Consider the following 22,783-nt stretch of genomic DNA (forward strand, 5'->3'; position numbering starts at 1 on the left):
CCGGTCGACACGGCCTCGGAGGATGGCGCGATCGCCGCGTCCCGGACGACCTCCGGCATCGACGGTCTCCCCCTCACGCTCACGCGCGCCGCACCCGCGATCCACCAGGGCTGCCGGAAAAGGCGCGCGAAACCGGCCTGCGCGCAAGGTCGGCGCCCGGCAGGGCGCGGACGCGCTGCCCGGTCAGCGCCGCGATCACGTCGAGCACGGCGGGGGCACCCACGGCAGCCCGGGCGCGCCGACGCCGCCCGTCGGCGCGCCGCTCTCGACGATGCGCACGTGCACCGCCGGCCTGTGCTCGCGGCGGATCGGGTCGGTGTTGTCGTTCCGCGACTGCCGGGCGCCGTCGCGGTAGACGATCTGCTCGAACAGGCCGAGGACAGGTCGAGCGCCGCCGGCCCCTGGGCCTGCGCGTTTCGTTTGCGAAACTCCTCCCGTCACCTACAATCCGATCCGAGGCGTGCGAGCCCCGGGCCGGAGTTTCCATGACGCGTATGGTCGAGCGGGGCGGCTTCGAGCGGAAGGCGGGCGAGCGCGCCGACGCGTCGGCGGTCGAGACGCGGCGCGGGGCGATCGTCGCCGCGGTGCGCCAGCGCGGCTTCGTGACGATCGAGGCCCTGGCGAGCCAGTTCGGCGTGACCGTGCAGACGATCCGGCGCGACCTCAATGAGCTCAGCGCGGAGGGGCGGCTCGAGCGCTACCGCGGCGGCGGCGGCCTGCCGTCCAGCGTCGAGAACATCGACTACGCCGACCGCCGCACCACGCTGCTGTCCGAGAAGACCCGGATCGGCCGGCTGGCGGCCGGCCGCATCCCGTCGCACTGCTCGGTGTTCCTCAATATCGGCACCACGCCGGAGGCGGTGGCGCGCGAACTCGTCCGCCACGACGACCTCAGCATCATCACCAACAACCTCAACGTGGCGGTCGGGCTGGCGGAGGCGACCGACTTCCGCATCGTCGTGGCGGGCGGCACGATCCGCAACCGCGACGGCGCCGTCCTGGGCCAGCTCACCTGCGACACCCTCAGCCAGTTCCGGGTCGACGTGGCGGTCATCGGCATCAGCGGGATCGACGCCGACGGCGCCCTGCTCGACTACGATTACGAGGAGGTGCGGGCGACGCAGACCATCGTGGCGCATGCGCGCCAGACCTTCCTCGTGGCCGACCACACCAAGTTCACCCGCCGCCCGATGGTCGAGGTCGGGCGGCTGGAGCAGATCGACACCTTCTTTACCGACCGCGTCCCGCCGCCCGAGATCGTCGCCCTGATGGAGCGTCACGGCGTCGCCCTCGCGGTGGCCGACCGAGACGAGCCGTAGCGAACATCGCAATTTTCGCTTGCGAAAATCCTATGATAAGGCAATATTCTGCCGACCCGGGCATCGGCCGGGGCGGGAGGCGACTCATGACGACGGTCTCGAACGTGCTGGCGCTGGGCGCCCCCTACGACCTGCTCGTCATCGGCGGCGGCATCAACGGCACCGGCATCGCCCGCGACGCGGCCGGGCGCGGCCTCTCGGTGCTGCTGTGCGAGCGCGGAGACCTCGCGGAATTCACCTCGTCCTCGAGCACCAAGCTGATCCACGGCGGCCTGCGCTACCTCGAATACTACGAGTTCCGCCTGGTGCGGGAGGCTCTGGCCGAGCGCGAGCGCCTGCTGCGGCAGGCGCCGCACATCATTTGGCCGCTCCGCTTCGTGCTGCCGCACGACGCGGGCCTGCGCCCGGCCTGGATGCTGCGGGCCGGCCTGTTCCTGTACGACCACCTCGCCCGGCTGCGCACCCTGCCCGGCTCCAAGACGGTTCGCTTGCGAACATCGCCGATGGGCGCACCGCTTCTGGACCGGCTCACGAAGGGGTTCGTCTATTCCGACTGCTGGGTCGAGGACAGCCGCCTCGTGGTTCTGAACGCCATGGATGCGCAGGCCCGGGGCGCCGAGATCCGCACCCGCACCGGCGTCGAGTCGGCGCGCCGAGTCGACGGGACGTGGACGGCGACCCTGCGCGACGCAGTCACCGGGCGGACCGAGACCGTCCGGGCGAAGGCGGTGGTGAACGCCGCCGGCCCCTGGGTGAGCGCGACGCTCGGCGGAACGCTCGGCGTGAACAGCCGCGCGGCGGTGCGGCTGATCAAGGGCAGCCACATCGTGGTCGCCAAGCTCTACGAGGGCGACCAGGCCTACATCCTGCAGCAGCCCGACAAGCGCATCATCTTCGCGATCCCCTACGAGCGCGACTTCACGCTGATCGGCACCACCGACGTCCCCTACGCGAACGAGCCCGGCCCGGTGCGGATCTCGGAGGACGAGACGCGCTACCTCTGCGACTGCATCAACCGCTCGTTCGCCAAAGTGACCGGGCCGAAGGACGTGGTCTGGAGCTATTCGGGGGTGCGCCCGCTTTACGACGACGCCGCCGCCAACGCCTCGGCGGTGACCCGCGACTACGTGCTCGACGTCGACGATGCCGGCGGGCAGGCGCCGGCGCTCTCGGTGTTCGGGGGCAAGATCACCACCTACCGCCGCCTCGCCGAGCACGCGATCGAGAAGATCGCGTCCCACTTCCCCGGCCTGAAGCCGGCCTGGACGGGTGAGGCGACCCTGCCCGGCGGAGCGATGCCGGAGGCGGATTTCGACGCCTTCCTCGCCGCCTTCGCCCGCGAGGCGCCGTTCCTGCCGGCCGAGACCGCCCGGCGGCTCGCCCGCGCCTACGGCACCGAGGCGCGGGCCATCGTCAAGGGCGCGCGCAGCCTGGCCGACCTCGGCGAGGCGTTCGAGGGCGGCCTGAGCGCGGCGGAGGTCGACTACCTCGTCCGCTCGGAATGGGTCCGCACGGCGGAGGACATCCTGTGGCGGCGCTCGAAGCTCGGCCTGCGCACCAGCCCGGACGGGGCCGCGCGGCTCGCCGCCTACCTGACGCGAAAGGCGGAAGCCGCCTGAATCAAGGTGCGCGGCGCGGAATCGGCGCGAAGACTGGTCCGCGGGAGACGATCGACCCACGGTCCGCAAGGGAGGAAGACAGCCATGTCCCAGTATGTCGGCGCCATCGACCAGGGCACCACCAGCAGCCGCTTCATCGTGTTCGACCGCGAGGGGCGCATCATCGTCTGCAAGCAGCGCGAGCACGCGCAGATCTATCCGCGACCCGGCCATGTCGAGCACGATCCGATGGAGATCTGGCGCAACACCCAAGGCGTGATGCAGGACGCCCTCGACGGCGCCGGGCTTACGCCGAAGGACCTCCTGTCGATCGGCCTCACCAACCAGCGCGAGACCACGCTGATCTGGGACAAGCGCACCGGCCAACCGCTCCACAACGCCCTGGTCTGGCAGGACACCCGCAACGACCGCCTCGTCACCGAATATGCCCGCGACGGCGGGCGCGACCGCTTCCGCGCGCTCACCGGCCTGCCGCTGGCGAGCTACTTCTCCGGGCTGAAGCTGCGCTGGCTCCTCGACCACGTCGCGGGCGCGCGGGAGAAGGCGGAAGCCGGCGACGTGCTGTTCGGCAACATCGACACCTGGCTCGTCTGGAACCTGACGGGCGGCCCGGACGGCGGCCTCCACCTCACCGACGTGACCAATGCCAGCCGCACGCAGCTGATGTCCCTCGGGACCCTGGCCTGGGACGACGGCATGCTCTCGGCCTTCGGCATCCCGCGGGCGATGCTGCCCGAGATCGTCTCCTCCTCGCAGGTCTACGGCGAGACGCGGGTGCCGTTTTCCGGCGTGCCGATCGCCGGCATCCTCGGCGACCAGCAGGCGGCCCTGTTCGGCCAGGCCTGCTTCCAGCCGGGCCAGGCCAAGAACACCTACGGCACCGGCTGCTTCGCGCTGATGAACACCGGCGAGACGCCGGTTCCCTCCACCTGCGGCCTCGTCACCACGCTCGGGTACAAGCTCGACGGCAAACCGGCGGTCTACGCGCTCGAGGGCTCGATCGCAATCACCGGCGCCCTGGTGCAGTGGCTGCGCGACAACCTGCACATGATCCAGGACAGCGCCGAGGTCGAGAGCCTCGCCACCACGGTCGCGGACAACGGCGGCGTCTACTTCGTGCCCGCCTTCTCGGGCCTCTACGCGCCGCACTGGAACGAGGGCGCCCGTGGCCTGATCATCGGCCTGACCCGCTACGCCAACCGCGGCCACATCGCCCGCGCCTGCCTGGAGGCGACCGCCTTCCAGACGCACGAGGTGCTGGAGGCGATGGAGAAGGATTCCGGCATCCCCGTGCGCGAGCTGCGCTCGGACGGCGGCATGGTCGCCAACGTCACCCTGATGCAGTTCCAGGCCGACATCCTCGACGTGCCGGTGGTGCGCCCGCGGGTCACCGAGACCACGGCACTCGGCGCCGCCTACGCGGCGGGCCTCGCCACCGGCTACTGGCGGAGCACCGACGACCTCGTGCGCAACTGGGGCGTCGACCGGCGCTGGGTGCCGAACATGGATGCGGGCGAGCGCCGGCGCATCACCGCCGCCTGGGGCCGCGCCGTGAAGCGCGCCTTCGACTGGGACGAGCAGGAGGATTGAGGCCGCCGCCTCGACCGCTTCCCATCTCGGACACTCTCGGAGGAAACCTCATGACGTCGCCGTTCCTGGGCGAGCTTCTCGGCACGATGGTGCTGATCATCCTCGGCAACGGGGTCGTCGCCGGCGCGCTGCTGCGCGGCTCCAAGGCGGAGGGCGCGGGCTGGATCGCGATCACCGCCGGCTGGGCCTTCGCGGTGCTGGCCGGCATCTTCGTCGCGACCGCGACGGGCAGCCCCGACGCGCACATCAACCCGGCGGTGATGATCGCCGGTGCGATCACGTCCGGGAAACCGAGCAAGCTCCTGATCTACGTGCCCGCGTAGATGATCGGCGTCTTCCTCGGCGCGACCGTGGTCTGGCTGCACTACCTGCCGCACTGGGCCGTCACCGAGGATTAGGGCCTGAAGCGGGCCTGTTTCTGCACCGATCCGGCGATCCGGCAATCGGCCGCGAACTGGACGAGCGAGATCATCGGTACCTTCCTGCTGATCCTGATCATCAGCGCCCTGCTGTCGCGGACAGTGGGGGCTTCCGGCAACATCCCGACGGGGCTGGCGCCCTACCTCGTCGGCATGGTGGTCTGGAGGATCGGCCTCTCGCTCGGCGGCACCACCGGCTACGCGATCAACCCGGCCCGCGATCTCGGGCCGCGCCTCGCCCATGCGGTGCTGCCGATCGCCGGCAAGGGGCACTCGGATTGGGGCTACGCCCTGATCCCGGTCGCCGGCCCGGCGATCGGCGCGGTGCTCGCGGCGCTCGCGATCCTGCTGATCGGCGTCTGACGGCCGACGCCTATTCCACCGTCACCGATTTGGCGAGGTTTCTCGGCTGGTCGACGTCCTTACCCATGACGACGGCGGTGTGGTAGGCGACGAGCTGGATCGGCACCGCGTAGACGATCGGCGCCACCGTCGGGTCGAGGTCGGGCATCGTCACCGTGGCCAGGGTGTCGAGCCCGTGCTCGGCCGCGCCCTTGGCGTCGCCGATCAGCACGATGCGCCCGCCGCGGGCGGCCACCTCCTGCATGTTCGACACGGTCTTCTCGAACACCGCGTCGTGGGGTGCGATCACGATCACCGGCACGCTCTCGTCGATCAGCGCGATCGGCCCGTGCTTGAGCTCGCCCGCCGCATAGCCTTCGGCATGGATGTAGCTGATCTCCTTCAGCTTCAGCGCGCCCTCCATCGCCATCGGGTAGCTCGTCCCGCGGCCGAGGTAGAGCACGTCGCGCGCCTTGGCGATCTCGCGGGCCAGCCCCTCGATCTCGTTCTCGCGGGCGAGCGCGTCGGCCATCAGGCCGGGCACGGTGATCAGCGCGTCGACGAGGCGGCGCTCCTCGGCCGCATCGATGGTGCCGCGCGCCCGCCCCGCGGCGATGGCCAGGCACAGCAGCACCGTGAGCTGGCACGAGAACGCTTTGGTCGAGGCCACGCCGATCTCGGGGCCGGCGAGCGTCGGCAGCACCACGGAGGATTCCCGCGCGATGGTCGAGGTCGGCACGTTGACGACGCAGACGCTGTGCTGGCCCTGGGACTTCGCGTAGCGCAGGGAGGCCAGGGTGTCCGCGGTCTCGCCCGATTGCGAGATGACGAGGGTCAGCCCGTCCCGCTCCAGCGGCGCCTCGCGGTAGCGCGCCTCGGAGGCTACGTCGATCTCGACCGGCAGCCGCGCGATCTGCTCGAACCAGTAGCGGGCGACGAGCCCGGCATAGAAGGCGGTGCCGCAGGCGGTGATGTTGAGGCGCGACAGCTTGGCGAAGTCGAACGGCAGCGGCTCGGGCAGTGCGACGCGGCCCTGGGCGAGGTCGACGTAGTGGGAGAGCGTGCGGCCGACGACTTCCGGCTGCTCGTGGATCTCCTTGGCCATGAAGTGGCGATGGTTTCCCTTGTCGATCCGGTAGGCCTGGGTCGCGATGGTCTGGCGCGGGCGCTGGACCACCGTGCCGTGGATGTCGCGGATCTCGGCGCCGGCGCGCGACAGGATCGCCCAGTCGCCCTCCTCCAGGTAGGTGAGCGCGTCGGTGAACGGCGCCAGCGCCAGCGCGTCCGAGCCGAGATAGGTCTCGCCCTGGCCGAAGCCGATGGCGAGCGGCGCGCCGTGGCGGGCGCCGATCAGCAGGTCGTCGTGGCCGGAGAACAGGAAGCCGAGCGCGAAGGCGCCGCGCAGGCGCGGCAGGCAGGCGGCGACCGCCTCGACCGGCCCGAGGCCCTGGTCCATGGCGTGGCTGACGAGCTGGGCCACCACCTCGGTGTCGGTCTCGCTCTCGAAGCGGACGCCCGTGGCCTCGAGCTCCTGCTTGAGCGCGCGGAAGTTCTCGATGATGCCGTTGTGCACGACCGCAAGCCGCGCGGTGGCGTGGGGGTGGGCGTTGGTCTCGTTCGGCCGCCCGTGCGTCGCCCAGCGGGTATGGCCGATGCCGATCGCGCCCGCCAGCGGCTCCTCGCGCAGGCGCGCCTGGAGGTTGACGAGCTTGCCCGACGCCCGCCTGCGCGCCAGGCGGCCCTGCTCCAGCGTGGCGATGCCGGCCGAGTCGTAGCCGCGGTATTCCAGGCGCCGCAACGCCTCGATCAGCGGACCGGCCACTGCCCCGTTACCGACGATGCCGACGATGCCGCACATGCTGGGTTGTCTTTCGTATCGCCCGGTGGACCGGCGGCTTGTACCGGATCGGCGCGGCGCGAGGCCAGCCCTTGGTGGCTACGCAGGGCGGGCATTAGGAATCGGGCCGGTGCCAGCCGAGAGATGAGGGACCGGCGCGGCGTTTTGAAGAGGATCAGGATTTCCCCGCGCGCGCCGCCTTCTCCGCCCGCAACGCCGCCCGCTTCGTCTCGGCCCAGCCCGGCTTCGTCGCCTGGCGCCCGCGGGCGACGGCGAGCGCCCCCTCGGGCACGTCGTCGGTGATCACCGAGCCGGAGGCGACGAAGGCGCCGGCCCCGACCGTGACGGGGGCGACGAGGGCCGAGTTCGATCCGATGAAGGCGCCCGCCCCGATCGTGGTGCGGTGCTTCGAGACCCCGTCGTAGTTGCAGGTGATGGTGCCGGCGCCGACGTTGGCGCGGGCGCCGATCTCGGCGTCGCCGAGATAGGTCAGGTGCGCGGCCTTGGCGCCCGGCCCGAGGCGGGCGTTCTTCAGCTCCACGAAGTTGCCGATGGTGGCGCCGGCCTCCAGAACCGCGCCGCCGCGCAGGCGGGCGAACGGGCCGACGCTGGCGCCGGCCTCCAGGCGCACGTCCTTCAGGTGCGAGAAGGCGTGGATCACGCAAGCATCGTCGACGCGGACGCCGGTGTCGAACACCACGTTGGGCTCGACCAGCACGTCGCGCCCGAGGATCGTGTCGTGGCTCAGGAACACCGTCTCGGGGGCGACGAGCGTCGCGCCGCCGAGCTGGGCGCTGCGGCGCAGGCGGGCCTGGATCGCGGCCTCGGCGACGCCGAGCTGCACCCGGTCGTTGACCCCTTGCGCCTCCGCCTCCGGCACCGGCACCACCGCGACGGAGAGACCGTCGCCGATCGCCAGCGCCACCGCGTCGGGCAGGTAGTACTCGCCGGCGGCGTTGTCGTTGCCGATCCGCTCGAGCAGCGCCAGCGCGTGGGCGCCCGACAGCGCCATCAGGCCGGCATTGCACAGGCGCACCGCGCGCTCCTCAGGCGTGGCGTCCTTCTCCTCGCGGATCGCGACCACGCGGGTGCCCTCGGTGAGCACCCGGCCGTAGCCGGCGGGCGCCTCGGTCTCGAAGGCCAGCACCGCCACCGCCGCGCCCTCGGCCAGGGGCGCCCGCAGCCGCGCCAGGGTCTCGCCGGTGATCAGCGGCGTGTCGCCGAACGCCACGATGACGTCGTCGCCCTCCCCGCCTTCGCCGTTGCTCAGGACCGCCCGCGCCGCGAGCACTGCATGCGCGGTGCCGAGGCGCTCGACCTGCGGGAAGACCTCGGAGCCCGGCGCCAGAGCCTCGATCTCGCGGGCGACGTCCGCGCGGCCGGGCTCGGCCACCACGGCGATGCGCGCGGCGCCGGCCGCCTGCACCGCGGCGAGCACGTGGCCGAGCATGCTCCGCCCGGCGAGGCGGTGGAGCACCTTCGGCAGGTCGGAGCGCATCCGCGTGCCCTTGCCCGCGGCGAGCACGATCGCGGTGAGGCTTCGCCGTACGGGGGCCGGTGTCGTCATCGCGTTCAGGTTCCCGGGGACGCTCGCTGGTGCCGACCGCCATGATCGGCGGCGACGGGATGAGGGGACCGGATTAGCCGATCGCGCCCGTCCGGCAAAACGGCGCGTCCCGCGCGCATCGTCCGGCCCGCAAGCGCGGCCTCGATCACACAGGGGACGGAATTCGCCATCGTCGGCCGACCTTAACCGAGGGTTCAGGTGCCGGGATGGTACGAGGGGCCGATTGTTGCGAACCGTTTCCAAGGTCTCGCTGTTTCCGATCCTATCGCCGACCCACCCGAACGAAGGGTACGACGCTGCCGACCGATCCGCGCTCCGACGCCATCCGTGACCCCGTCTCGCGAGACCGTACCCGCCGCGACGTCGTACGCCTGTCGGCCGTCGCTGCGGTGCTGGCCGGCGCCGGGTTCCTATCCGATCCGGCCGCCGCGGAGGACGCCCCCGCCCTGCCCGGCGCCGGCGCACCCTTCGACGCGTCGACCGTGCCCGCCCTCGCCCGCGCGCTGGCCAAGGCCGCCTACGCCGCCCCCCGCACCGACGACCTCCCGGCCAGCCTCAAGGGGCTCAGCCGCGAGCAGTACGGCGCCATCCGCACCAAGCCCGCCGCCGCGATCTGGGCCGGCGACGATCTCGGCTTCACGATCGAGCCGCTGCATCGCGGCGCGATCTTCACCGGCCGCGTCGCTCTGTTCCTGGTCGAGGACGGCCGCATCCGGCCGATCGCCTACGATCCGGCAAGCTTCGACACCGGCGGCTTCGCGTTGCCGGAATTCTCGGAGGATCCGGGCTTCTCCGGCTTCCGCCTGCGTGCCCGCTTCCCCGACGGCCCCGACCTTTCGGACTTCGCGGTGTTCCAGGGGGCCTCGTTCTTCCGCCTCGTCGCCAAGGGCCAGGGCTTCGGCATCAACGCCCGCGCGCTGACGCTGCGCCCGGCCGACGCCCGCGGCGAGGAGTTCCCGATCTTCCGCGCGGTGTTTATCGAGCGCCCGGCCGACGGCGCCCTCGTCCTGCACGCCCTGATCGATTCCGATTCCGCCTCCGGCGCCCTGCGGATGGTGCTGCGGCCCGGCACCGAGGCCTCGACCACCGAGGTCGAGACCACGATCTTTGCCCGCAAGGCGATCGATCACCTGGGCCTGGGCGGCATGCAGGCGAGCTACCTGTTCGGCTCCGAGGATCGCCGCCGCGTCGACGACGCGCGCGCCGCCGCCTTCTCGGCCGCCGGCCTGCAGATCCGCAACGGCGCCGGCGAGGCCATCTGGCGCCCGGTCCACAACCCCGACGCGCTGCAGATCTCGTCCTTCGTCGACGAGAACCCGAAGGGCTTCGGGCTGATGCAGCGGGCGCGGACCTACGAGGGCTTCGAGGACGACGTGCAGCACTGGGAGTGGCGGCCCTCGCTCTGGCTGGAGCCGGCCGATGCCTGGGCGGGCGGCGCGGTGACGCTGATCGAGATCCCGAGCGATTCCGAATTCAACGAGAACGTGCTGGCCTACTGGCGGCCGAAGGAGCCCGTCGTCGCCGGCTCCGAGACGACCTTCCGCTACCGCCAGCACTGGTGCTGGCAGCCGCCCGCCGCGCCGCTGGCCACCGTGACCGGCACCCGCAGCGGGCGCGGAAGCGCTGGCGCGCGCCGCCTGTTCCTGGTCGACTTCACCGGGGACGGTCTGTTCTCCGAGGGCGGCCTCGACATCGCCCTGGCGGCGGCCCCGGGCAGCATCGCGCGCCAGCAGTTTTTCAGCTACCCGGAGCGCAGGACCGTCCGGGTCGCCTTCGAGCTCGATCCCGGCAGCGAGCGCGCGAGCGAGCTGCGCCTCGCCCTGGTGCGGGGCGGCCGGGCGGTGACCGAGACCTGGCTCTATCGCTGGACGCCGTAGAAGGCAGCGGCGTTCGAGGGACCGCCGGGCCGCATCGGCCGGCCCCGCAAGAATCCGAAGACGAGGATGGATCAAAGGCCGTGCGCATGGACGATTTCGCCGCCCTCCCCGCGACCGCACGGCGCGACGCCCCGTCGGGCTACCCGGGCGAGCGGTCGTTCCCCGACGCCTTGCCGCCGGAATCGCCCCTGGCGATGCCGGTGCAGAGCCTGTCCGCCTGGGACCCAGCGCTCGGGCATGCGCCGTCGCGGCACCCGGCCCGCCCTCACGCGTCCCGCCTCCTCGTCTTCGGCGGCGCGGTCGCGCTCACCGCCTATGGCGGCTGGCAGATGTACGAGACCGTGTCGGTCTCGGGCTCGCCGACGGCGCTGCAGTACGTGCTGGTCGCGCTGTTCCTCCTGACCTTCTCGTGGATCGCGCTGGCCTTCACGAGCGCGATCCTTGGCTTCGCCGTGCTGCTGCGCCGCCCGCGCCTGCCGCCGGTGCCGGCGGCCCTCGCCACCCGCACCGCCATCCTGATGCCGGTCTACAACGAGGGCACGGCCCGCACCTTCGCGGCGATCGAGGCGATGCGCGAGGCAGTCGACGCCACCGGCCTCGGCACGGCCTTCGACTGGTTCGTGCTGTCGGATTCAACGCAAGCCGACGCCTGGATTGCCGAGGAGCGCGCCTTCTTGGGCTTGCGCGCCCAGCTCGGCCCCGACGCCCGCCTGTACTACCGTCACCGCCGGAAGAACCATCACCGCAAGGCCGGCAACATCGGCGACTTCGTCACCCGCTGGGGCGGGGCCTACGACCACATGCTAGTGCTCGACGCTGACAGCCTGATGACCGGCGACAGCGTCGTCCGGCTCGCCGGCGCGATGGAGGCGGACGCGGATGCCGGCATCATCCAGACGCTGCCGCTCATCATCAACCGTAACACGCTGTTCGCCCGGGTGACCCAGTTCGCCGCCCGCATCTACGGCCCGGTGATCGCCACCGGCCTCGGCCACTGGTCAGGGCGCGACGGCAACTACTGGGGCCACAACGCGATCATCCGCACCCGCGCCTTCGCCGCCGCCTGCGGCCTGCCGGACCTTCCCGGGACGCCGCCCTTCGGCGGCCACGTGCTCAGCCACGACTTCGTGGAGGCCGCCCTGATCCGCCGCGCCGGCTGGGCGGTGTACATGCTGCCGACGCTGCCGGGCTCCTACGAGGAGAGCCCACCCTCGCTGATCGACGTGGCGGTCCGCGACCGGCGCTGGGCGCAGGGCAACCTCCAGCACGCGCGGATCATCGGGGCGGCGGGGCTGAAGGCGGCCTCGCGCCAGCACTTCGCCACCGGCATCGCCGGCTACGCCGCCTCGCCATTCTGGCTGTGCCAGCTCGTGGTCGGCATCGCGCTGGTGCTGCAGACGGCCTACGTGAAGCCCGAATACTTCACCACCGAGTTCGGCCTCTACCCGGTCTTCCCGCGCTTCGATCCGGTGCGCGCGCTGCAGCTCTTCGGGCTGACCATGGGCATCCTGCTGGCCCCGAAGTTTTTGGGCCTTCTCCTGGCGCTGATCGACGGTCCGGTGCGTCGGGCCTGCGGCGGCGCGGGCCGGCTGATCGCGTCCTGCCTCATCGAGATCCTGCTCTCGGCGCTGATCGCGCCGATTGCGATGGTGATCCAGTCGGGCTCGGTGTTCAGCATCCTCGCCGGGCGCGACACCGGCTGGAACCCGCAACGGCGCGACGATGGCTCGATCCCGCTCGGCGACATCGTCCGCCGCCACCGCTGGCACACGGTGCTGGGGCTGGTCTCGGGGATCGCCGCCTTCGCCATCGCCACCTCGCTGTTCCTCTGGATGGCGCCGACCATCCTCGGCCTCGTCCTTGCGATCCCGATCTCCTGGGCGAGCGGGCAGCTGGCGCTCGGCCTCGCCCTGAAGCGGCGCGGCCTGCTGATGACGCCGGAGGAGCGCGACCCGCCGCCGATCGCCACCCGCGCCGGCGCGCTCGCCGCCCGCAACCAGGCCCGAGGCCTCGACGAGGCCGACGCGCTCGCGGCGCTCCACGCCGACCCGGCCCTGGTGGACGCCCACACCCGCATGCTGCCGAGCGCCGAGCCGCGCCCCCGCGGCCGGGTCGACGTCGACCACACCCTAGCTCAGGCCAAGGTCGTCGAGGCCGAGACCCTCGACGAGGCCCGCACCTGGCTCAGCCCCAGGGAGCGCATGGCCCTCCTCCACGACCGCGCCCTGCTCGACCGCCTCGCGCGCCTCGCCCCATGACCCGATTTTCCCGATGTCCGCCGGCTCCGAACTTCGCTACAACTCGATCCGCCGGAAGGGTGGCCGAGTGGTTTAAGGCAGCGGTCTTGAAAACCGCCGTGGGGGCAACTCCACCGTGGGTTCGAATCCCACCTCTTCCGCCAGCTCGCTGCTAAGTGGCTGATACGCCACGAAATGCACCGAAATCAACGGCTTACGTCTGGGCGACTGCTACACACGAGTGTACGCATGGAGCATGAAGGACGTGGGTCGGCACACATACCTTGCGCGTCGCAAGGGGACAGCGAACTGGCAATTTCGGGCGAGGGTCCCGCTCGATCTCGTTGCCGACTTCGGCAAGCGGGAGGTCACCCGGAGCCTGGGAACCTCCGATCTGGCGGAAGCGAAGCGCCGGGTTCGCGATGAAGCTGACGCATTCGACAAGCAGTGCCGAGCCCTTCGTGACCGGGCAGCATCCGATGGCGGCGTCACGATCGGGAGCGTCCCGCTCACATCGTTGAGCGAGACCGCGATCGAGCAAATGGCGATCGGCTGGTTCAGCACCGTGGCTGCCGAAGGTGAGCAACGGGCGCGTCTGGCGGTTCCGCTCGATCGAGACGAAGCCCTGATCAACCTGGGGCAGGATGAGGCGGCGCTGAACGACCCGGACGACCTGGGCCTTGATGCGTCCTATCAGACCGCGATCCGGCTTCTGCGGGCCGCCGACGTTCGCTTGCTCCGGCGCCAGCTCAACCCGATCCGCGCTGCCGGATCGCCGATGCTGTTCGTGGTGTCGCGTGAGGACGCAGCCTCCGCGCAATTTCGGCAGCTCTTGGCCCTACTGCGCAGGGCGCGGCTGGAAGACGTACATCGGAGCAGGGCGCAGCTGCCAGGCAACTACCAGGATGTGGCGTTCGATCCGGTGTTCCGGCCACGTGTCGAGCCGAACAGCAAGACGCTGGCCCAGGTGATCGCGGCGTTCCAAGCGGAGCCCGAGCGGGCCGGGCAGATCACCAAGCTTCAGCAAACCTACGCATCGGTCTTCCGCCTTGCGAGCGAGATGTTTGGCGCGGATCGGCCTATTCGTGAGATCGATCGAGACGAGTGCAAGGCATTCCGGGCGACAGTCCAAGCGCTCCCGCCGAACGCAACCAAACGCTTTCCTGGCAAGGCCTTGGTAGATGTCGCCAAGCTGGCGAAGCCTGAGAACGATCGTCTTCGTCCAAGCACGATCAATCATTACCTCGATGCTCTAGCGATGCTCTTCAACTACGCTCAAAGCGAGGGATGGATCACTCAAAACCCGGCCAAGCGGCTCGCCATCAAGGGCGTGAAGAAGCGTGGCCGTCGCGACCCGTTCACCGCTGCGGAGTTGACCAAGATCTTCCAGGCGCCTCTCTACGCCGGCTGCGTGGACGATGAGGGCGGCTATGCGAAGCCCGGCCCGAACCACCCCCGCCGCGGCCGGTTCTGGATACCGCTGATCAGCCTCTTCACCGGTATGAGGCAAGGAGAGGTCGCGCAGCTCCGCACCGACGACGTACGCCTCTTTCAGGGCGTCTTGTGCATCTTCATCGCGGCGGACGGCGACGACGTAGACGAGGCCGATCGGAAGCGGGTGAAGACAGAAGCCGGCGAGCGCTTCGTACCGGTCCACCCCATGCTGGAGCAGATTGGGTTCGCTCGGCATGTCGAGAGGATGGGCAAGGCTGGCGCCGAACGGCTGTTCCCGGACATCGTGCGCGGGGCTGACGGCTATTTCAGCCCCTTCTCCAAATGGTTCGGACGGTTCCTCGCAGAGGCGGGCGTCAAACGAGATCGGAACGCGTTTCACAGCTTCCGGCACACCTTCCGGGATGCGATGCGGGAAGCAGACGTGCCACTCGACAGCGTAATTGCACTGGGGGGATGGGAAGATGGTAGCACCCAAGCGAACTACGGTGGCCGGCAGATTGCCGCGCCAACGCTCCATCGGCACATCAAGCGCATCCGCTACGATGGACTAGATCTGATGCACCTGATTGATGTCGATGAGAAGGCTTCAGAGGTTCAACGGTAAAGCTCACACCCCAGTGCAACCGGTTTCACTCAGCGGCGGCGGCTCGCCGAAGCCGCACGCCGGGGGCATCGCCCGGCAAGAACTCGGTCTCGGTCTCCGTCAGCACCCACTCGATCGGGCTCAACGTCGCCTTCGGTCACTCGGAAGGCACCTGCTCTGGACACGAGCGATCACCACTGCCCCGTCGGCAGGCAGCACGAGACCCCGACCCTCCAGGGCATCGCGGATCTTGGACAGGCTCGACTTCGACGCCCGGAGAACCCGCCCCCGGCTCGCCCTCGCCCAGCGCTTGATCCCCTGCCCCGATGGTGGACCGTGGACCGCCGCGAAGGCCGGCACCATCCTCCGGCGGCTTGCGGGGGAGTGGATGACCGAAAACCGCCCCCGCCTCCGGCGCGGCGATAGCCTGCCGCTGGAGCTGGAGCTGAACCAGGTGCACGAACCCTATGAGGTCGCGGTGATGGGCGAGGCGATCGTGCCGCCGGCAGCCCCAGCGATCGAGCCCGCGGACGTGATCGAGCTTCCGCTGCAGGAAGCCGGTCCGCGCCGTCGCGCCATTCGGATCTAGTGGTCAAAATCTGACGCTTGGTACCGTCCGCTTCCGACCCAACCCAGACGCCTGGAGCGCCGTCATCGCTTCTTCGAAGCGGACGTTTGCTGGCTGTCCGGCAACTTCAGTTTAGGGTGGCAACCGGACCCTGCCCCTTCGTTCCGAAACAGACGTTCCTCCTCCGATCCAATCCGGTCATGCGTAAATAGGGTCCGCCTACTTCGGTTCAGTCCTGCCCACCCTAGCTTGGCAAGAAAGGGAGCCAAACACGTGGATCATGAGATCGGTGAAGGACAAGGGCAGCCACCCGCTTCGAGCCAACGCTCCGTCTCCAAGTCGCTCGACCTGCTGAACTTGCTGCTGATCGACGTGAACGGGGCGATCAAACCCTACCTTAACGTCTACCTCTACGTGCATCGCGGTTGGGACGACGCCTCGGTCGGGCTGGTGAGCACGGTGGCGGGCATCGTCGGCATCGTGGCGCAAACGCCCATCGGGACCGCCATCGACGCGGTCCGCGACAAGCGCGTGATCCTGCTCGGTGCCCTGGTCGCGCTCTCCCTAGCCACCCTCCTCATCGCGCTCTTTCCAAACTTCTGGTCCGTGCTCGTCGCCTCCTGCGTTCTCGCGGCGGTCGGCGGCATGCTCAGCCCAGCCGTAGCGGCGCTCACTCTCGGCCTGTTCCCCGCCGGGAAGCTGGCCCGACGTTTCGGCCGCAACGCCGCCCTGGAGCGTACCGGGAACGTCGCCATCGCCGCACTGATCGGCCTCGTCGGTTGGCTGTTCCCAGACCGGGCGGTGTTCCTCCTGGTGCCCGCCTGCGCCATCGTTTCGGCGGCGGCCCTCTACGCCATCCCCCGTCGGGCAATCGATGCGCGCCGAGCCCGTGGGGGCGGTGAGGGCGAAGCGGAAGACGCACCCGCCGGGTGGCGGTCGCTGCTGACCAACCGGCCGCTCGTGGTCTTCGCCGCATGCGTTGGGCTGTTCCACTTCGCCAACGCGCCGCTTCTGACCCTCGTGGCGCAGGAAAGCGGGCGCGTGCGCCCGGACTGGTCGTCCGTCATCGTCTCAGTCTGCATCATCGGCGCCCAGGCGGTGATGGTGCCGATGGGGCTCATCGTCGGCCGCCGTGCCGAACGCTGGGGGCGCAAGCCCCTCCTCGTGATCGGCTTTGCCGCGCTGCCCGTTCGGGCCTTGCTCTACCTCGCCTGGCGCGACCCATACTGGCTGATCGCGGTCCAGTGCCTCGACGGCATCGGCGCCGGACTGCTCAGCGCGATGAAGCCCCTGGTGATGGCCGACATTACCCGTGGCACCGGCCGCTACAACGCCGCCCACGGTCTTATCGGAACCGTGCAGGGCGCTGGCGCCTCCCTGTCCTTCGTTATCGCCGGAACCTTGGTGCAGACGGCGGGGTTCGATGCAGCCTACCTCGCCTGTGCCGCGGCCGCCGCGGTCGCCCTCGCGGTGTTGGTGGCGCTGATGCCAGAAACCGCTTCCGAGCGGCCTCGTAGCGGACCGGCGGCGTGGTTGCGGGCGATGCTGCCGGGCAAAGCTTAAGGAGGGTCAGTGGGACGTCACGTTTCTGGAACAGGCCGCCGGCGGGCCGCGACGCTCGCGGTTTTTCTGTTTCTCGCCCTGCCTGCGGCTGCAGGCACGCTGCGCAGCACCTACGTCGATCCGACCGCGATGGCGTTGCAACGTGTCCTACCCCCGCCGCCTGCGGCAGGTTCGGAGCCGGCCAGGGCCGACATGCAGGCGGTCGAGGCGGCCGTCGGCGCCCGCACTTCCGAGGATGAGCGACGCATCACGGCGAACCTCCCGTGCACGCTCGACCGCTTCAGCGGTGTTCTGGGTCCGGCCTTCACCGCGGCGACGATGCCGGTCACCGCCGGGCTGATCGAGCGCATGTTCCAGGATGGTGAGCTGACCGTGCTGGCAGCCAAGGCCGCCATCGCTCGGCCGCGCCCCTACACGCTGAAGCCCGATCTCGCCACGTTCGGACATCGCTCCGACAGCACCTCCTACCCAAGCGGTCACGCCACGTTCGGGTATCTCGCTGCCACGGTGCTCTCGCATCTCGTGCCGGATAAACGCCAGGCGCTGTTTGCTTTCGCAAGCTCGTATGGGGCCAACCGCATGATCGCGGGCACGCACTTCCCGTCCGATCTCGAAGCGGGGAAGATCGCGGCGGCCGTCATCGCTGAGGCGTTGTTCCGCGATCCACGCTTCCAACAGGACCTGGCGCGAGCCGCTGCGGAAGTCGCTGCCCAGGACACGTCAACCGTCCGGTGAGAGGGAGGCCTCGAAGCTGCTGCATCACGAGGGCGGGAGGCAGATTGCAGGGCAAATGCCGCCGCCTAATTGTGGTGGCCGGTGCTTCACCTCGTAAAAGTGCACACGCATGGCGCCTTCGTAAACATCCCGGAGACAAGCTCCACGATTCCCGACCACCCTGACAGCAGGAGATCCGACGATGCACTACGTCACCAAGGAGAGAGCCGCCGATGGGCACTTCATGGTCAAGGTCGCCGGCCGCGCTGTTACGGAGGCCTGTGAGAAGCGGCAAGCCAAGAGGCTTGTCCGGGCGATCCGGGGCTTGCGGCGTCTGAAGAAGGCGAAGAAGCAGGCGGGCGCTCGGCACGGGTACTGAACGCGCGCCGCCTCGACGGAGCGGCGGGACGCTCATACGAGCCGCAACTCGCCCGCCTTGAGGCCGAGGCGTCGGATGAGGTCCCGGTAGAGGGCACCGACGACCTCGATCCCCATGCCATCGGTCGTCAGTCCGTCCAACTGCGCGAGTGCGGCCTCGGCGGAAGCGGCTACTACGGCGTAGATACGAGGCGCCTCGCGCTTATGGCGCACGGCGATCAGGTACGCTGTGCGCTTGCCTTTCTTGCCGGTCTGGACCTCTCCGGAGGCGGGGGGCGGGACCTTATCCATCAATCCTTGTCGGGCTTTTCCTTGGTGATGGCGCCCGTCTTGGGATCGACGTGGAACTCCATCTTCACGCCGTTCTTCAGGCCCTCGCCCTCCCAGTGCCCGTCATCGGCCTCCAACTCGGTGATGCTGGAGTAGCCGGCGTCCATCAGCTTCTGCTTGACCTGCTCGGCGGGGATCCAGTCCGCCCCCGGCTTGTCCTTCTTGGCCATGGCAGGGCCGGCGAGACCCACCGTCAACATGAGAGCAACGGTTGCGAGCGTCCTGAATTTCATTAGCCGTCTCCATTTTTACGATGCCGGATAACGGCTCGTATGGACAGTGGTTGCGCGCCCGCCGGCCTATCAGATGACTACAGATGGCCTTCGACGTTCTCGACGCTCGTCACACCTAAGCGCGCTCGCAGTCCCTGAGCGATCTCCGCCACCGACTGATTTGATAGCCGCGCAAACGAGATCAGGATCTCGTCCTGCGCCGGATCGGCGGCACGCTGCACGACGAATTGGCGGATGCGCGAGGCACGCTGTCCGGCGATCCCCTGCAGGGTGTCGAACGTGATCGTACCCGGCTCTGCCAGCACCCGTAGCGGTTGGACACGCTGCCGGTTGTGATAGCGCTCTTGAAGGGGCTTCAATCCGGCAAGGATCGCCAGGAGGATGACGGTCGTCGCGATGCCGGCGACGTACAGGCCGCTGCCGACGGCGAGGCCGATGGCCGCGACCGCCCAGAGGCTCGCTGCCGTTGTGAGCCCTTTGACCACCTCGCCGCGAAGCAGGATCGTCCCAGCTCCGAGAAACCCCACGCCTGAGACGACCTGCGCTGCGATACGTGAAGGATCGAGGACGACGTTGTGCGTGCTGAGCGCATCGCTGAAGCCGAAGGCCGAAACGATGACGATGAGGCAGGCACCGACCCCGACGAGCATGTGCGTTCGCAGGCCTGCGGCCCAGAGCAATCGCTCGCGCTCAACCCCTATTAGGCCGCTGAGGATGGCGGCGAGCATCAAGCGGCTCAGAATTTCCAGATGGCCGATCATGTTTCCCGCCGCACACGCCGAATGTCCTTGGGAAGATCCTGTGCCGGGATCACACGGTCAAGCATGCGACGGCCACGGTTTCAGATAAGCCCGGCGGCTATTCGGAAAGCACCCGTCAAAGCTGACAACCGAAAATCTAACCCGGCGCGGACTTGGGTCATACTCTGCCAGCATGTCGTGAAGCGGACCTTCCCAAGGTCTGCGATGGGTCGTGAGCAGAAGGACAACTGTGAGTTCGCGCATTGGCTGAGCCAATGCGCATTCCCTGGATGGTGAACCGCACAAAGCTCGGCATTTGAGGAAGCTTGCTACGTGGGTTCTGTAGCAGCGATCACCCGCAGCGCTTGAAGGGCTCGCAAGCGTCCCTCCAGAGTTTTAATCCTGGACCAGAGGCGCAGGCATTCGTCGGCGCTGACTGCAAACACCGGTTGAGGTGGTCCCGTGAAGAACCGCTCGATCGGAATATCGAGCACCTTGGCAAGCCTGTGCAAAGCCGCCCATTCTCTCTCGTCGATTTCGTTCATAACGAGAGGTACATACAAAATCGAGGAGAATTGTTCCTGGAAAAAACCTACGTTTCTGTAACCAGTAAATGATCAAATTTTACCAGTATGACGCAATCGGTAGCAGTGGATGAAACTTTGCGCCATAGCCTCAGCGTAGTGCGGTGACGGAAGCTGAGGGCCGGACATGATATTCGTCACAAAAGCCGATGGCGAGGTGACCTACGTCAGCCCGGAGTGGTGCGCATTCACAGGGCAACCTGCTTCAGCGGCGATCGGGCATGGTTGGCTCGACTCGGTGCATCCCGATGATCGTGAGACGGCGGCTAATTTCCTACGCTGCGCCGCCGAAAAGCAGAGCGAGTACAGCTTCCGTCACCGCCTTCGACGAGCTGATGGAAGCTACGCTTGGGTTGCCGATGGTGCTGTCCCCTCCTTTGGTCCGCCTGATCACACGTTCCTCGGCTACCTTGGTTCGCTGACAGAACTCGGACCGAGCGGTTCTGAACCGATGACTGCCTACGGCTCGATCGGGCGCTTCGTTCCACCGCCTACCCACCCTGCGACGGCACCTGGTTCGACGCTGGAACGCGTGGCCGATCACCTGCTGATCGCCCATGGCCTCATCGAACAGGACCACGCCAAAGAAATGCTACCGGTGTTGAGGGAGGCCCTTTTCACGGCTGGGAGGCTTCTGGCACGGAGCATGACTGCACCTGCCGCAAAAGATCGTGTCCATTGAGGTGCGTCGCTCACATCATCGCCGACCAAAAAATCTCCGTGAGAACAACACCTTGAGCGAGCAAAGTTTGCTTTCTACCCTCCTCGGACATCGACACGGCCGATGCACAACATGGGTTGATGCCAACCACGCGACGATACGTATATGATGAGAGCGGACGTATCGAGGAAGCAACTGAGTTTGAGTCGATCCGCGTAAGCCACTGCTTCAACCGCAAACACCCGGCAGTGGGCCACAGAGTCTAAAAGCAGTCACTTTGGATGGACGAGGCCTCCTTTCCGTCCGCTCCGGCCGTAGGTCTTCATCCACCAAGCTGCCCCGTAGCGAGCCATTAGAGGGGCCGCATTGGGCCGGGAGCCGCAATGGGCCGGGAGCAGTCTCGGCGACGATGTCCGCTTTCATACATCGCCGCCTCGAAGCGGACCGGCTGAAATCCACCCTACTCGGACGTTCAGGGATTGGGTACCAAGCGTCAGATTTCCACTACTAGCCCCCCATCGTGGCCAACATCGTCCTCGCCGCGCTGGCCTTGATCAGGGTACCGGCCGCCGCGGTCGCCTTCCCCAAGGTGTCGAAGGTCTACGGGGCGGACGGTCGCCGCGTGGCGGTGATCAAGCGGACGAACTTTGGGACCAAGGTCTACGGGCAGGACGGTCGGCGGGTCGCCACTATCAAGGGCGGCAGCAGATAGCCGAGGTGCGATCGGTTTCACTCAAAGCGGGGGGCCTGCGGGCCTTGTTCAACGACAACCGTCCGGAGGGAGTGGGCGACATCGTACGCTTGATGGCGGGTCAGGCCGGTCACCATGGCGTGCTCGTCCCTGTAAACGGTGTAGGTCCCCTCATCGGTAGCGCGGATGCGGATCATGGGAGCCTCCGAGTAGACTACGTATGTCTAGCTCCTGGCCGAACAGCAGCAAGAGGGGCCCGGTAGGTATCTGTTAACTGTGGCGCGTCGAGTGGACTGTAGCGATCAGCCATGAGCTGCGTGTCGGCAGCACCGCGACCGGTGAGATGGGCCACGGCGCGGCCTCACCGATGCAGCCGCATCAGGCCCGCTCCTGCGACACCGCAGAATGGGCCCAGGGTGGCACAGGCGGGCTCGATCATCCGGAACCGACAATCAACCGCATCGCTGCATCCTGCACCTCGAAGCCGCATCGCATACTGTCTCGTGCTGATGAGGGTGGACCTGCCCAGGGGGGGCCTTGATCGCTACCACCGGCGATCGAAGTGGAATTGACCCCTGAACAGTTAGAGAACACAGTCTTCAGGCGATGAGCGAGCATCAAGAGTACAGGCTCAGGATCGACGCCTTCCGTCCTGAAACCCTCCCCATGGCCCGGCTAGCCGAGTACATGGCCGAACTCGCGCGCCTGCTCGGCGAGCAGGACAAGGTCCATTTCGAAAAGGTGGAACCCGGCAGCGCGGTCCTTGTGACCGTGGTCGAAGCGTCAGCAGCTCCAAAGGTGGATTTACGGGTCCGGCAGGTCCGCGAGGGTAGAGGGCCCGTGGAAGCCTTGAAGGCCTTCCGGGGCCTGGACGATCTGCTCGCGAAGGACAATGCGATCGGCACGCTTACATCTGCCGATGGAGCAACGACGGCTTCTACGATCTCGGCAACGCGCCTGCGCAGCCCGAGGGGGCGACGTAATGAGTTGGCTTGGCTCGGGGATTGACGAGTTTAGCTAGCGGCCTGCAGTCTTGGTTTTAGAGCGCGTTGCGAAGGCGTTGCTCTGACCCACTCGCACGGTGGTCGAAAACAGCGAGAGCCGGCAGCTACGGTCCTGGAGCGTGGCCGGCGCATTTGCAATCCCTACCTCGTGGCGGCCCTAGTGCAGTGACGCGGACGAAGGATTCACGGGCGGGATGAGGTGTGCGAGTCTGGGCGATGGCTCAGACTGTCTGCGTGTTTCCCTATGCAGCCGACGTGACCCGGCTCGCTGCGATCGCGCAGGATCGATCGCGCCCACTCAAACACATCCAGCGTGCCCGCATCGTCCTGCTCTCAGCCGAGCGTCTAGGGCCTGTTGTCGTCTGAACGGATTGGCTTGGCTAGCGTTTTCGTTTCTCTGAGCAGGAGGGACGATGCTGAGCGACGCCCAGTGGTCTGAACTGGAGCCTTTGGTCGAGGCCTGCCGGCCCAA

Annotated in this window: 24 protein-coding genes, 1 tRNA gene and 1 pseudogene; 17 read left to right on the forward strand and 9 right to left on the reverse strand. The window is 68.3% G+C overall.

Features of this window, described 5'->3' with window-relative positions:
* Positions 1–79: 79 nt before the first annotated feature.
* Together FV227_RS30460 and FV227_RS30465 are read right to left on the reverse strand one after the other, a co-directional pair.
* A complete protein-coding gene (locus tag FV227_RS30460) occupies positions 80–208 on the reverse strand; it encodes a hypothetical protein (protein WP_348642587.1) in 129 nt (42 codons plus the stop codon).
* Entirely contained in the window at positions 196–441 is a 246-nt protein-coding gene (locus FV227_RS30465; protein WP_348642586.1) for a hypothetical protein, read from the reverse strand. The genes FV227_RS30460 and FV227_RS30465 overlap by 13 nt, the downstream gene beginning before the upstream one ends.
* 44 nt (positions 442–485) lie before the next feature.
* On the opposite strand from FV227_RS30465, the gene FV227_RS17080 reads away from it, so the two are divergent.
* The 5 genes from FV227_RS17080 to FV227_RS29920 all read left to right on the forward strand — a co-directional run bounded on the left by FV227_RS17080 (position 486) and on the right by FV227_RS29920 (position 5,310).
* Positions 486–1,319, forward strand: a complete 834-nt coding sequence (locus FV227_RS17080) for a DeoR family transcriptional regulator (protein ID WP_147859528.1) — start codon at positions 486–488, stop codon at positions 1,317–1,319.
* 86 nt (positions 1,320–1,405) lie between these two features.
* A complete protein-coding gene (gene glpD, locus FV227_RS17085) occupies positions 1,406–2,938 on the forward strand; it encodes a glycerol-3-phosphate dehydrogenase (RefSeq protein ID WP_187274860.1) in 1,533 nt (510 codons plus the stop codon).
* Between the two features lie 84 nt (positions 2,939–3,022).
* On the forward strand, positions 3,023–4,528 hold the full coding sequence (glpK, locus tag FV227_RS17090) for a glycerol kinase GlpK (protein ID WP_147727769.1): 1,506 nt from the start codon (positions 3,023–3,025) through the stop codon (positions 4,526–4,528).
* A 50-nt stretch (positions 4,529–4,578) separates the two neighbouring features.
* The gene (locus tag FV227_RS29915; RefSeq protein WP_246686485.1) at positions 4,579–4,851 is read left to right on the forward strand and encodes an aquaporin; all 273 of its coding nucleotides are present in this window, start codon (positions 4,579–4,581) and stop codon (positions 4,849–4,851) included.
* Between the two features lie 111 nt (positions 4,852–4,962).
* On the forward strand, positions 4,963–5,310 hold the full coding sequence (locus FV227_RS29920; RefSeq protein ID WP_281406280.1) for an aquaporin: 348 nt from the start codon (positions 4,963–4,965) through the stop codon (positions 5,308–5,310).
* Positions 5,311–5,320: 10 nt separating this feature from the next.
* Here the strand turns inward: FV227_RS29920 and glmS are convergent, their stop codons facing one another.
* Complete coding sequence (gene glmS / locus FV227_RS17100; RefSeq protein ID WP_147727770.1) at positions 5,321–7,147, reverse strand: glutamine--fructose-6-phosphate transaminase (isomerizing); 1,827 nt, start codon at positions 7,145–7,147, stop codon at positions 5,321–5,323.
* 154 nt (positions 7,148–7,301) lie between these two features.
* Positions 7,302–8,693, reverse strand: coding sequence for a bifunctional UDP-N-acetylglucosamine diphosphorylase/glucosamine-1-phosphate N-acetyltransferase GlmU (gene glmU / locus FV227_RS17105; RefSeq protein ID WP_147859529.1), 1,392 nt, complete (start codon positions 8,691–8,693; stop codon positions 7,302–7,304).
* A 389-nt stretch (positions 8,694–9,082) separates the two neighbouring features.
* Here glmU and FV227_RS17110 point away from each other — a divergent pair, with 389 nt between their 5' ends.
* The 8 genes from FV227_RS17110 (at position 9,083) to FV227_RS29125 (ending at position 18,069) form a co-directional block, all read left to right on the forward strand.
* Complete coding sequence (locus FV227_RS17110; protein ID WP_246688367.1) at positions 9,083–10,570, forward strand: glucan biosynthesis protein D; 1,488 nt, start codon at positions 9,083–9,085, stop codon at positions 10,568–10,570.
* 86 nt (positions 10,571–10,656) lie between these two features.
* The gene (mdoH, locus tag FV227_RS17115; RefSeq protein ID WP_147859533.1) at positions 10,657–12,828 is read left to right on the forward strand and encodes a glucans biosynthesis glucosyltransferase MdoH; all 2,172 of its coding nucleotides are present in this window, start codon (positions 10,657–10,659) and stop codon (positions 12,826–12,828) included.
* A 53-nt stretch (positions 12,829–12,881) separates the two neighbouring features.
* Positions 12,882–12,971 (forward strand) — tRNA-Ser (locus FV227_RS17120).
* Between the two features lie 92 nt (positions 12,972–13,063).
* Positions 13,064–14,866: a site-specific integrase gene (locus tag FV227_RS17125; protein ID WP_147859530.1), complete on the forward strand. Its 1,803-nt coding sequence runs from the start codon at positions 13,064–13,066 to the stop codon at positions 14,864–14,866.
* Positions 14,867–15,095: 229 nt separating this feature from the next.
* Entirely contained in the window at positions 15,096–15,434 is a 339-nt protein-coding gene (locus FV227_RS17130; protein ID WP_147859531.1) for a hypothetical protein, read from the forward strand.
* A gap of 252 nt (positions 15,435–15,686) precedes the next feature.
* Positions 15,687–16,976 carry an MFS transporter gene (locus FV227_RS17135; RefSeq protein WP_147728424.1) on the forward strand — a complete coding sequence of 430 codons (1,290 nt, stop codon included), beginning with the start codon at positions 15,687–15,689 and terminating at the stop codon, positions 16,974–16,976.
* Between the two features lie 9 nt (positions 16,977–16,985).
* Positions 16,986–17,711 carry a phosphatase PAP2 family protein gene (locus tag FV227_RS17140; RefSeq protein ID WP_147728425.1) on the forward strand — a complete coding sequence of 242 codons (726 nt, stop codon included), beginning with the start codon at positions 16,986–16,988 and terminating at the stop codon, positions 17,709–17,711.
* 181 nt (positions 17,712–17,892) lie between these two features.
* Positions 17,893–18,069, forward strand: coding sequence for a hypothetical protein (locus tag FV227_RS29125; protein ID WP_187274861.1), 177 nt, complete (start codon positions 17,893–17,895; stop codon positions 18,067–18,069).
* Positions 18,070–18,101: 32 nt separating this feature from the next.
* On the opposite strand, the gene FV227_RS17145 is transcribed toward FV227_RS29125, so the two are convergent.
* From FV227_RS17145 to FV227_RS17160, 4 genes are all read right to left on the reverse strand, one after another.
* Complete coding sequence (locus FV227_RS17145) at positions 18,102–18,359, reverse strand: hypothetical protein (RefSeq protein WP_147729872.1); 258 nt, start codon at positions 18,357–18,359, stop codon at positions 18,102–18,104.
* Complete coding sequence (locus tag FV227_RS17150) at positions 18,359–18,598, reverse strand: PepSY domain-containing protein (RefSeq protein ID WP_147729873.1); 240 nt, start codon at positions 18,596–18,598, stop codon at positions 18,359–18,361. The genes FV227_RS17145 and FV227_RS17150 overlap by 1 nt, the downstream gene beginning before the upstream one ends.
* 110 nt (positions 18,599–18,708) lie before the next feature.
* The gene (locus FV227_RS17155; RefSeq protein WP_147859532.1) at positions 18,709–19,392 is read right to left on the reverse strand and encodes an MgtC/SapB family protein; all 684 of its coding nucleotides are present in this window, start codon (positions 19,390–19,392) and stop codon (positions 18,709–18,711) included.
* 308 nt (positions 19,393–19,700) lie between these two features.
* On the reverse strand, positions 19,701–19,916 hold the full coding sequence (locus FV227_RS17160; protein WP_147729220.1) for a hypothetical protein: 216 nt from the start codon (positions 19,914–19,916) through the stop codon (positions 19,701–19,703).
* Positions 19,917–20,082: 166 nt separating this feature from the next.
* Between FV227_RS17160 and FV227_RS17165 the strand changes: the two genes are divergently transcribed.
* Together FV227_RS17165 and FV227_RS17170 are read left to right on the forward strand one after the other, a co-directional pair.
* Positions 20,083–20,637: a PAS domain-containing protein gene (locus FV227_RS17165; RefSeq protein ID WP_147729219.1), complete on the forward strand. Its 555-nt coding sequence runs from the start codon at positions 20,083–20,085 to the stop codon at positions 20,635–20,637.
* Positions 20,638–21,136: 499 nt separating this feature from the next.
* The gene (locus FV227_RS17170; protein WP_147729218.1) at positions 21,137–21,328 is read left to right on the forward strand and encodes a hypothetical protein; all 192 of its coding nucleotides are present in this window, start codon (positions 21,137–21,139) and stop codon (positions 21,326–21,328) included.
* 17 nt (positions 21,329–21,345) lie between these two features.
* Here the strand turns inward: FV227_RS17170 and FV227_RS29130 are convergent, their stop codons facing one another.
* On the reverse strand, positions 21,346–21,504 hold the full coding sequence (locus FV227_RS29130) for a hypothetical protein (RefSeq protein WP_187274863.1): 159 nt from the start codon (positions 21,502–21,504) through the stop codon (positions 21,346–21,348).
* A 409-nt stretch (positions 21,505–21,913) separates the two neighbouring features.
* On the opposite strand from FV227_RS29130, the gene FV227_RS17175 reads away from it, so the two are divergent.
* Together FV227_RS17175 and FV227_RS17180 are read left to right on the forward strand one after the other, a co-directional pair.
* On the forward strand, positions 21,914–22,315 hold the full coding sequence (locus FV227_RS17175; protein ID WP_147729217.1) for a hypothetical protein: 402 nt from the start codon (positions 21,914–21,916) through the stop codon (positions 22,313–22,315).
* Positions 22,316–22,527: 212 nt separating this feature from the next.
* Positions 22,528–22,659, forward strand: a pseudogene (locus FV227_RS17180) (IS630 family transposase); the annotation flags it as partial.
* Between the last annotated feature and the right edge of the window lie 124 nt (positions 22,660–22,783).

This window comes from Methylobacterium sp. WL119 (assembly GCF_008039875.1).
In the GTDB taxonomy this organism is placed as follows: Bacteria; Pseudomonadota; Alphaproteobacteria; order Rhizobiales; family Beijerinckiaceae; genus Methylobacterium.

Coding starts and splice junctions, on each gene's coding strand:
- FV227_RS17125 (WP_147859530.1), top strand. CDS start 13,064: ATGAAGGACGTGGGTCGGCACACATACCTTGCGCGTCGCAAGGGGACA.
- FV227_RS17155 (WP_147859532.1), bottom strand. CDS start 19,392: ATGATCGGCCATCTGGAAATTCTGAGCCGCTTGATGCTCGCCGCCATC.
- mdoH (WP_147859533.1), top strand. CDS start 10,657: ATGGACGATTTCGCCGCCCTCCCCGCGACCGCACGGCGCGACGCCCCG.
- FV227_RS17165 (WP_147729219.1), top strand. CDS start 20,083: ATGATATTCGTCACAAAAGCCGATGGCGAGGTGACCTACGTCAGCCCG.
- FV227_RS17080 (WP_147859528.1), top strand. CDS start 486: ATGACGCGTATGGTCGAGCGGGGCGGCTTCGAGCGGAAGGCGGGCGAG.
- FV227_RS29130 (WP_187274863.1), bottom strand. CDS start 21,504: ATGATCCGCATCCGCGCTACCGATGAGGGGACCTACACCGTTTACAGG.
- glmU (WP_147859529.1), bottom strand. CDS start 8,693: ATGACGACACCGGCCCCCGTACGGCGAAGCCTCACCGCGATCGTGCTC.
- FV227_RS29915 (WP_246686485.1), top strand. CDS start 4,579: ATGACGTCGCCGTTCCTGGGCGAGCTTCTCGGCACGATGGTGCTGATC.
- FV227_RS17175 (WP_147729217.1), top strand. CDS start 21,914: ATGAGCGAGCATCAAGAGTACAGGCTCAGGATCGACGCCTTCCGTCCT.
- FV227_RS17145 (WP_147729872.1), bottom strand. CDS start 18,359: ATGGATAAGGTCCCGCCCCCCGCCTCCGGAGAGGTCCAGACCGGCAAG.
- glmS (WP_147727770.1), bottom strand. CDS start 7,147: ATGTGCGGCATCGTCGGCATCGTCGGTAACGGGGCAGTGGCCGGTCCG.
- FV227_RS17160 (WP_147729220.1), bottom strand. CDS start 19,916: ATGAACGAAATCGACGAGAGAGAATGGGCGGCTTTGCACAGGCTTGCC.
- FV227_RS17150 (WP_147729873.1), bottom strand. CDS start 18,598: ATGTTGACGGTGGGTCTCGCCGGCCCTGCCATGGCCAAGAAGGACAAG.
- FV227_RS29125 (WP_187274861.1), top strand. CDS start 17,893: ATGCACTACGTCACCAAGGAGAGAGCCGCCGATGGGCACTTCATGGTC.
- glpD (WP_187274860.1), top strand. CDS start 1,406: ATGACGACGGTCTCGAACGTGCTGGCGCTGGGCGCCCCCTACGACCTG.
- glpK (WP_147727769.1), top strand. CDS start 3,023: ATGTCCCAGTATGTCGGCGCCATCGACCAGGGCACCACCAGCAGCCGC.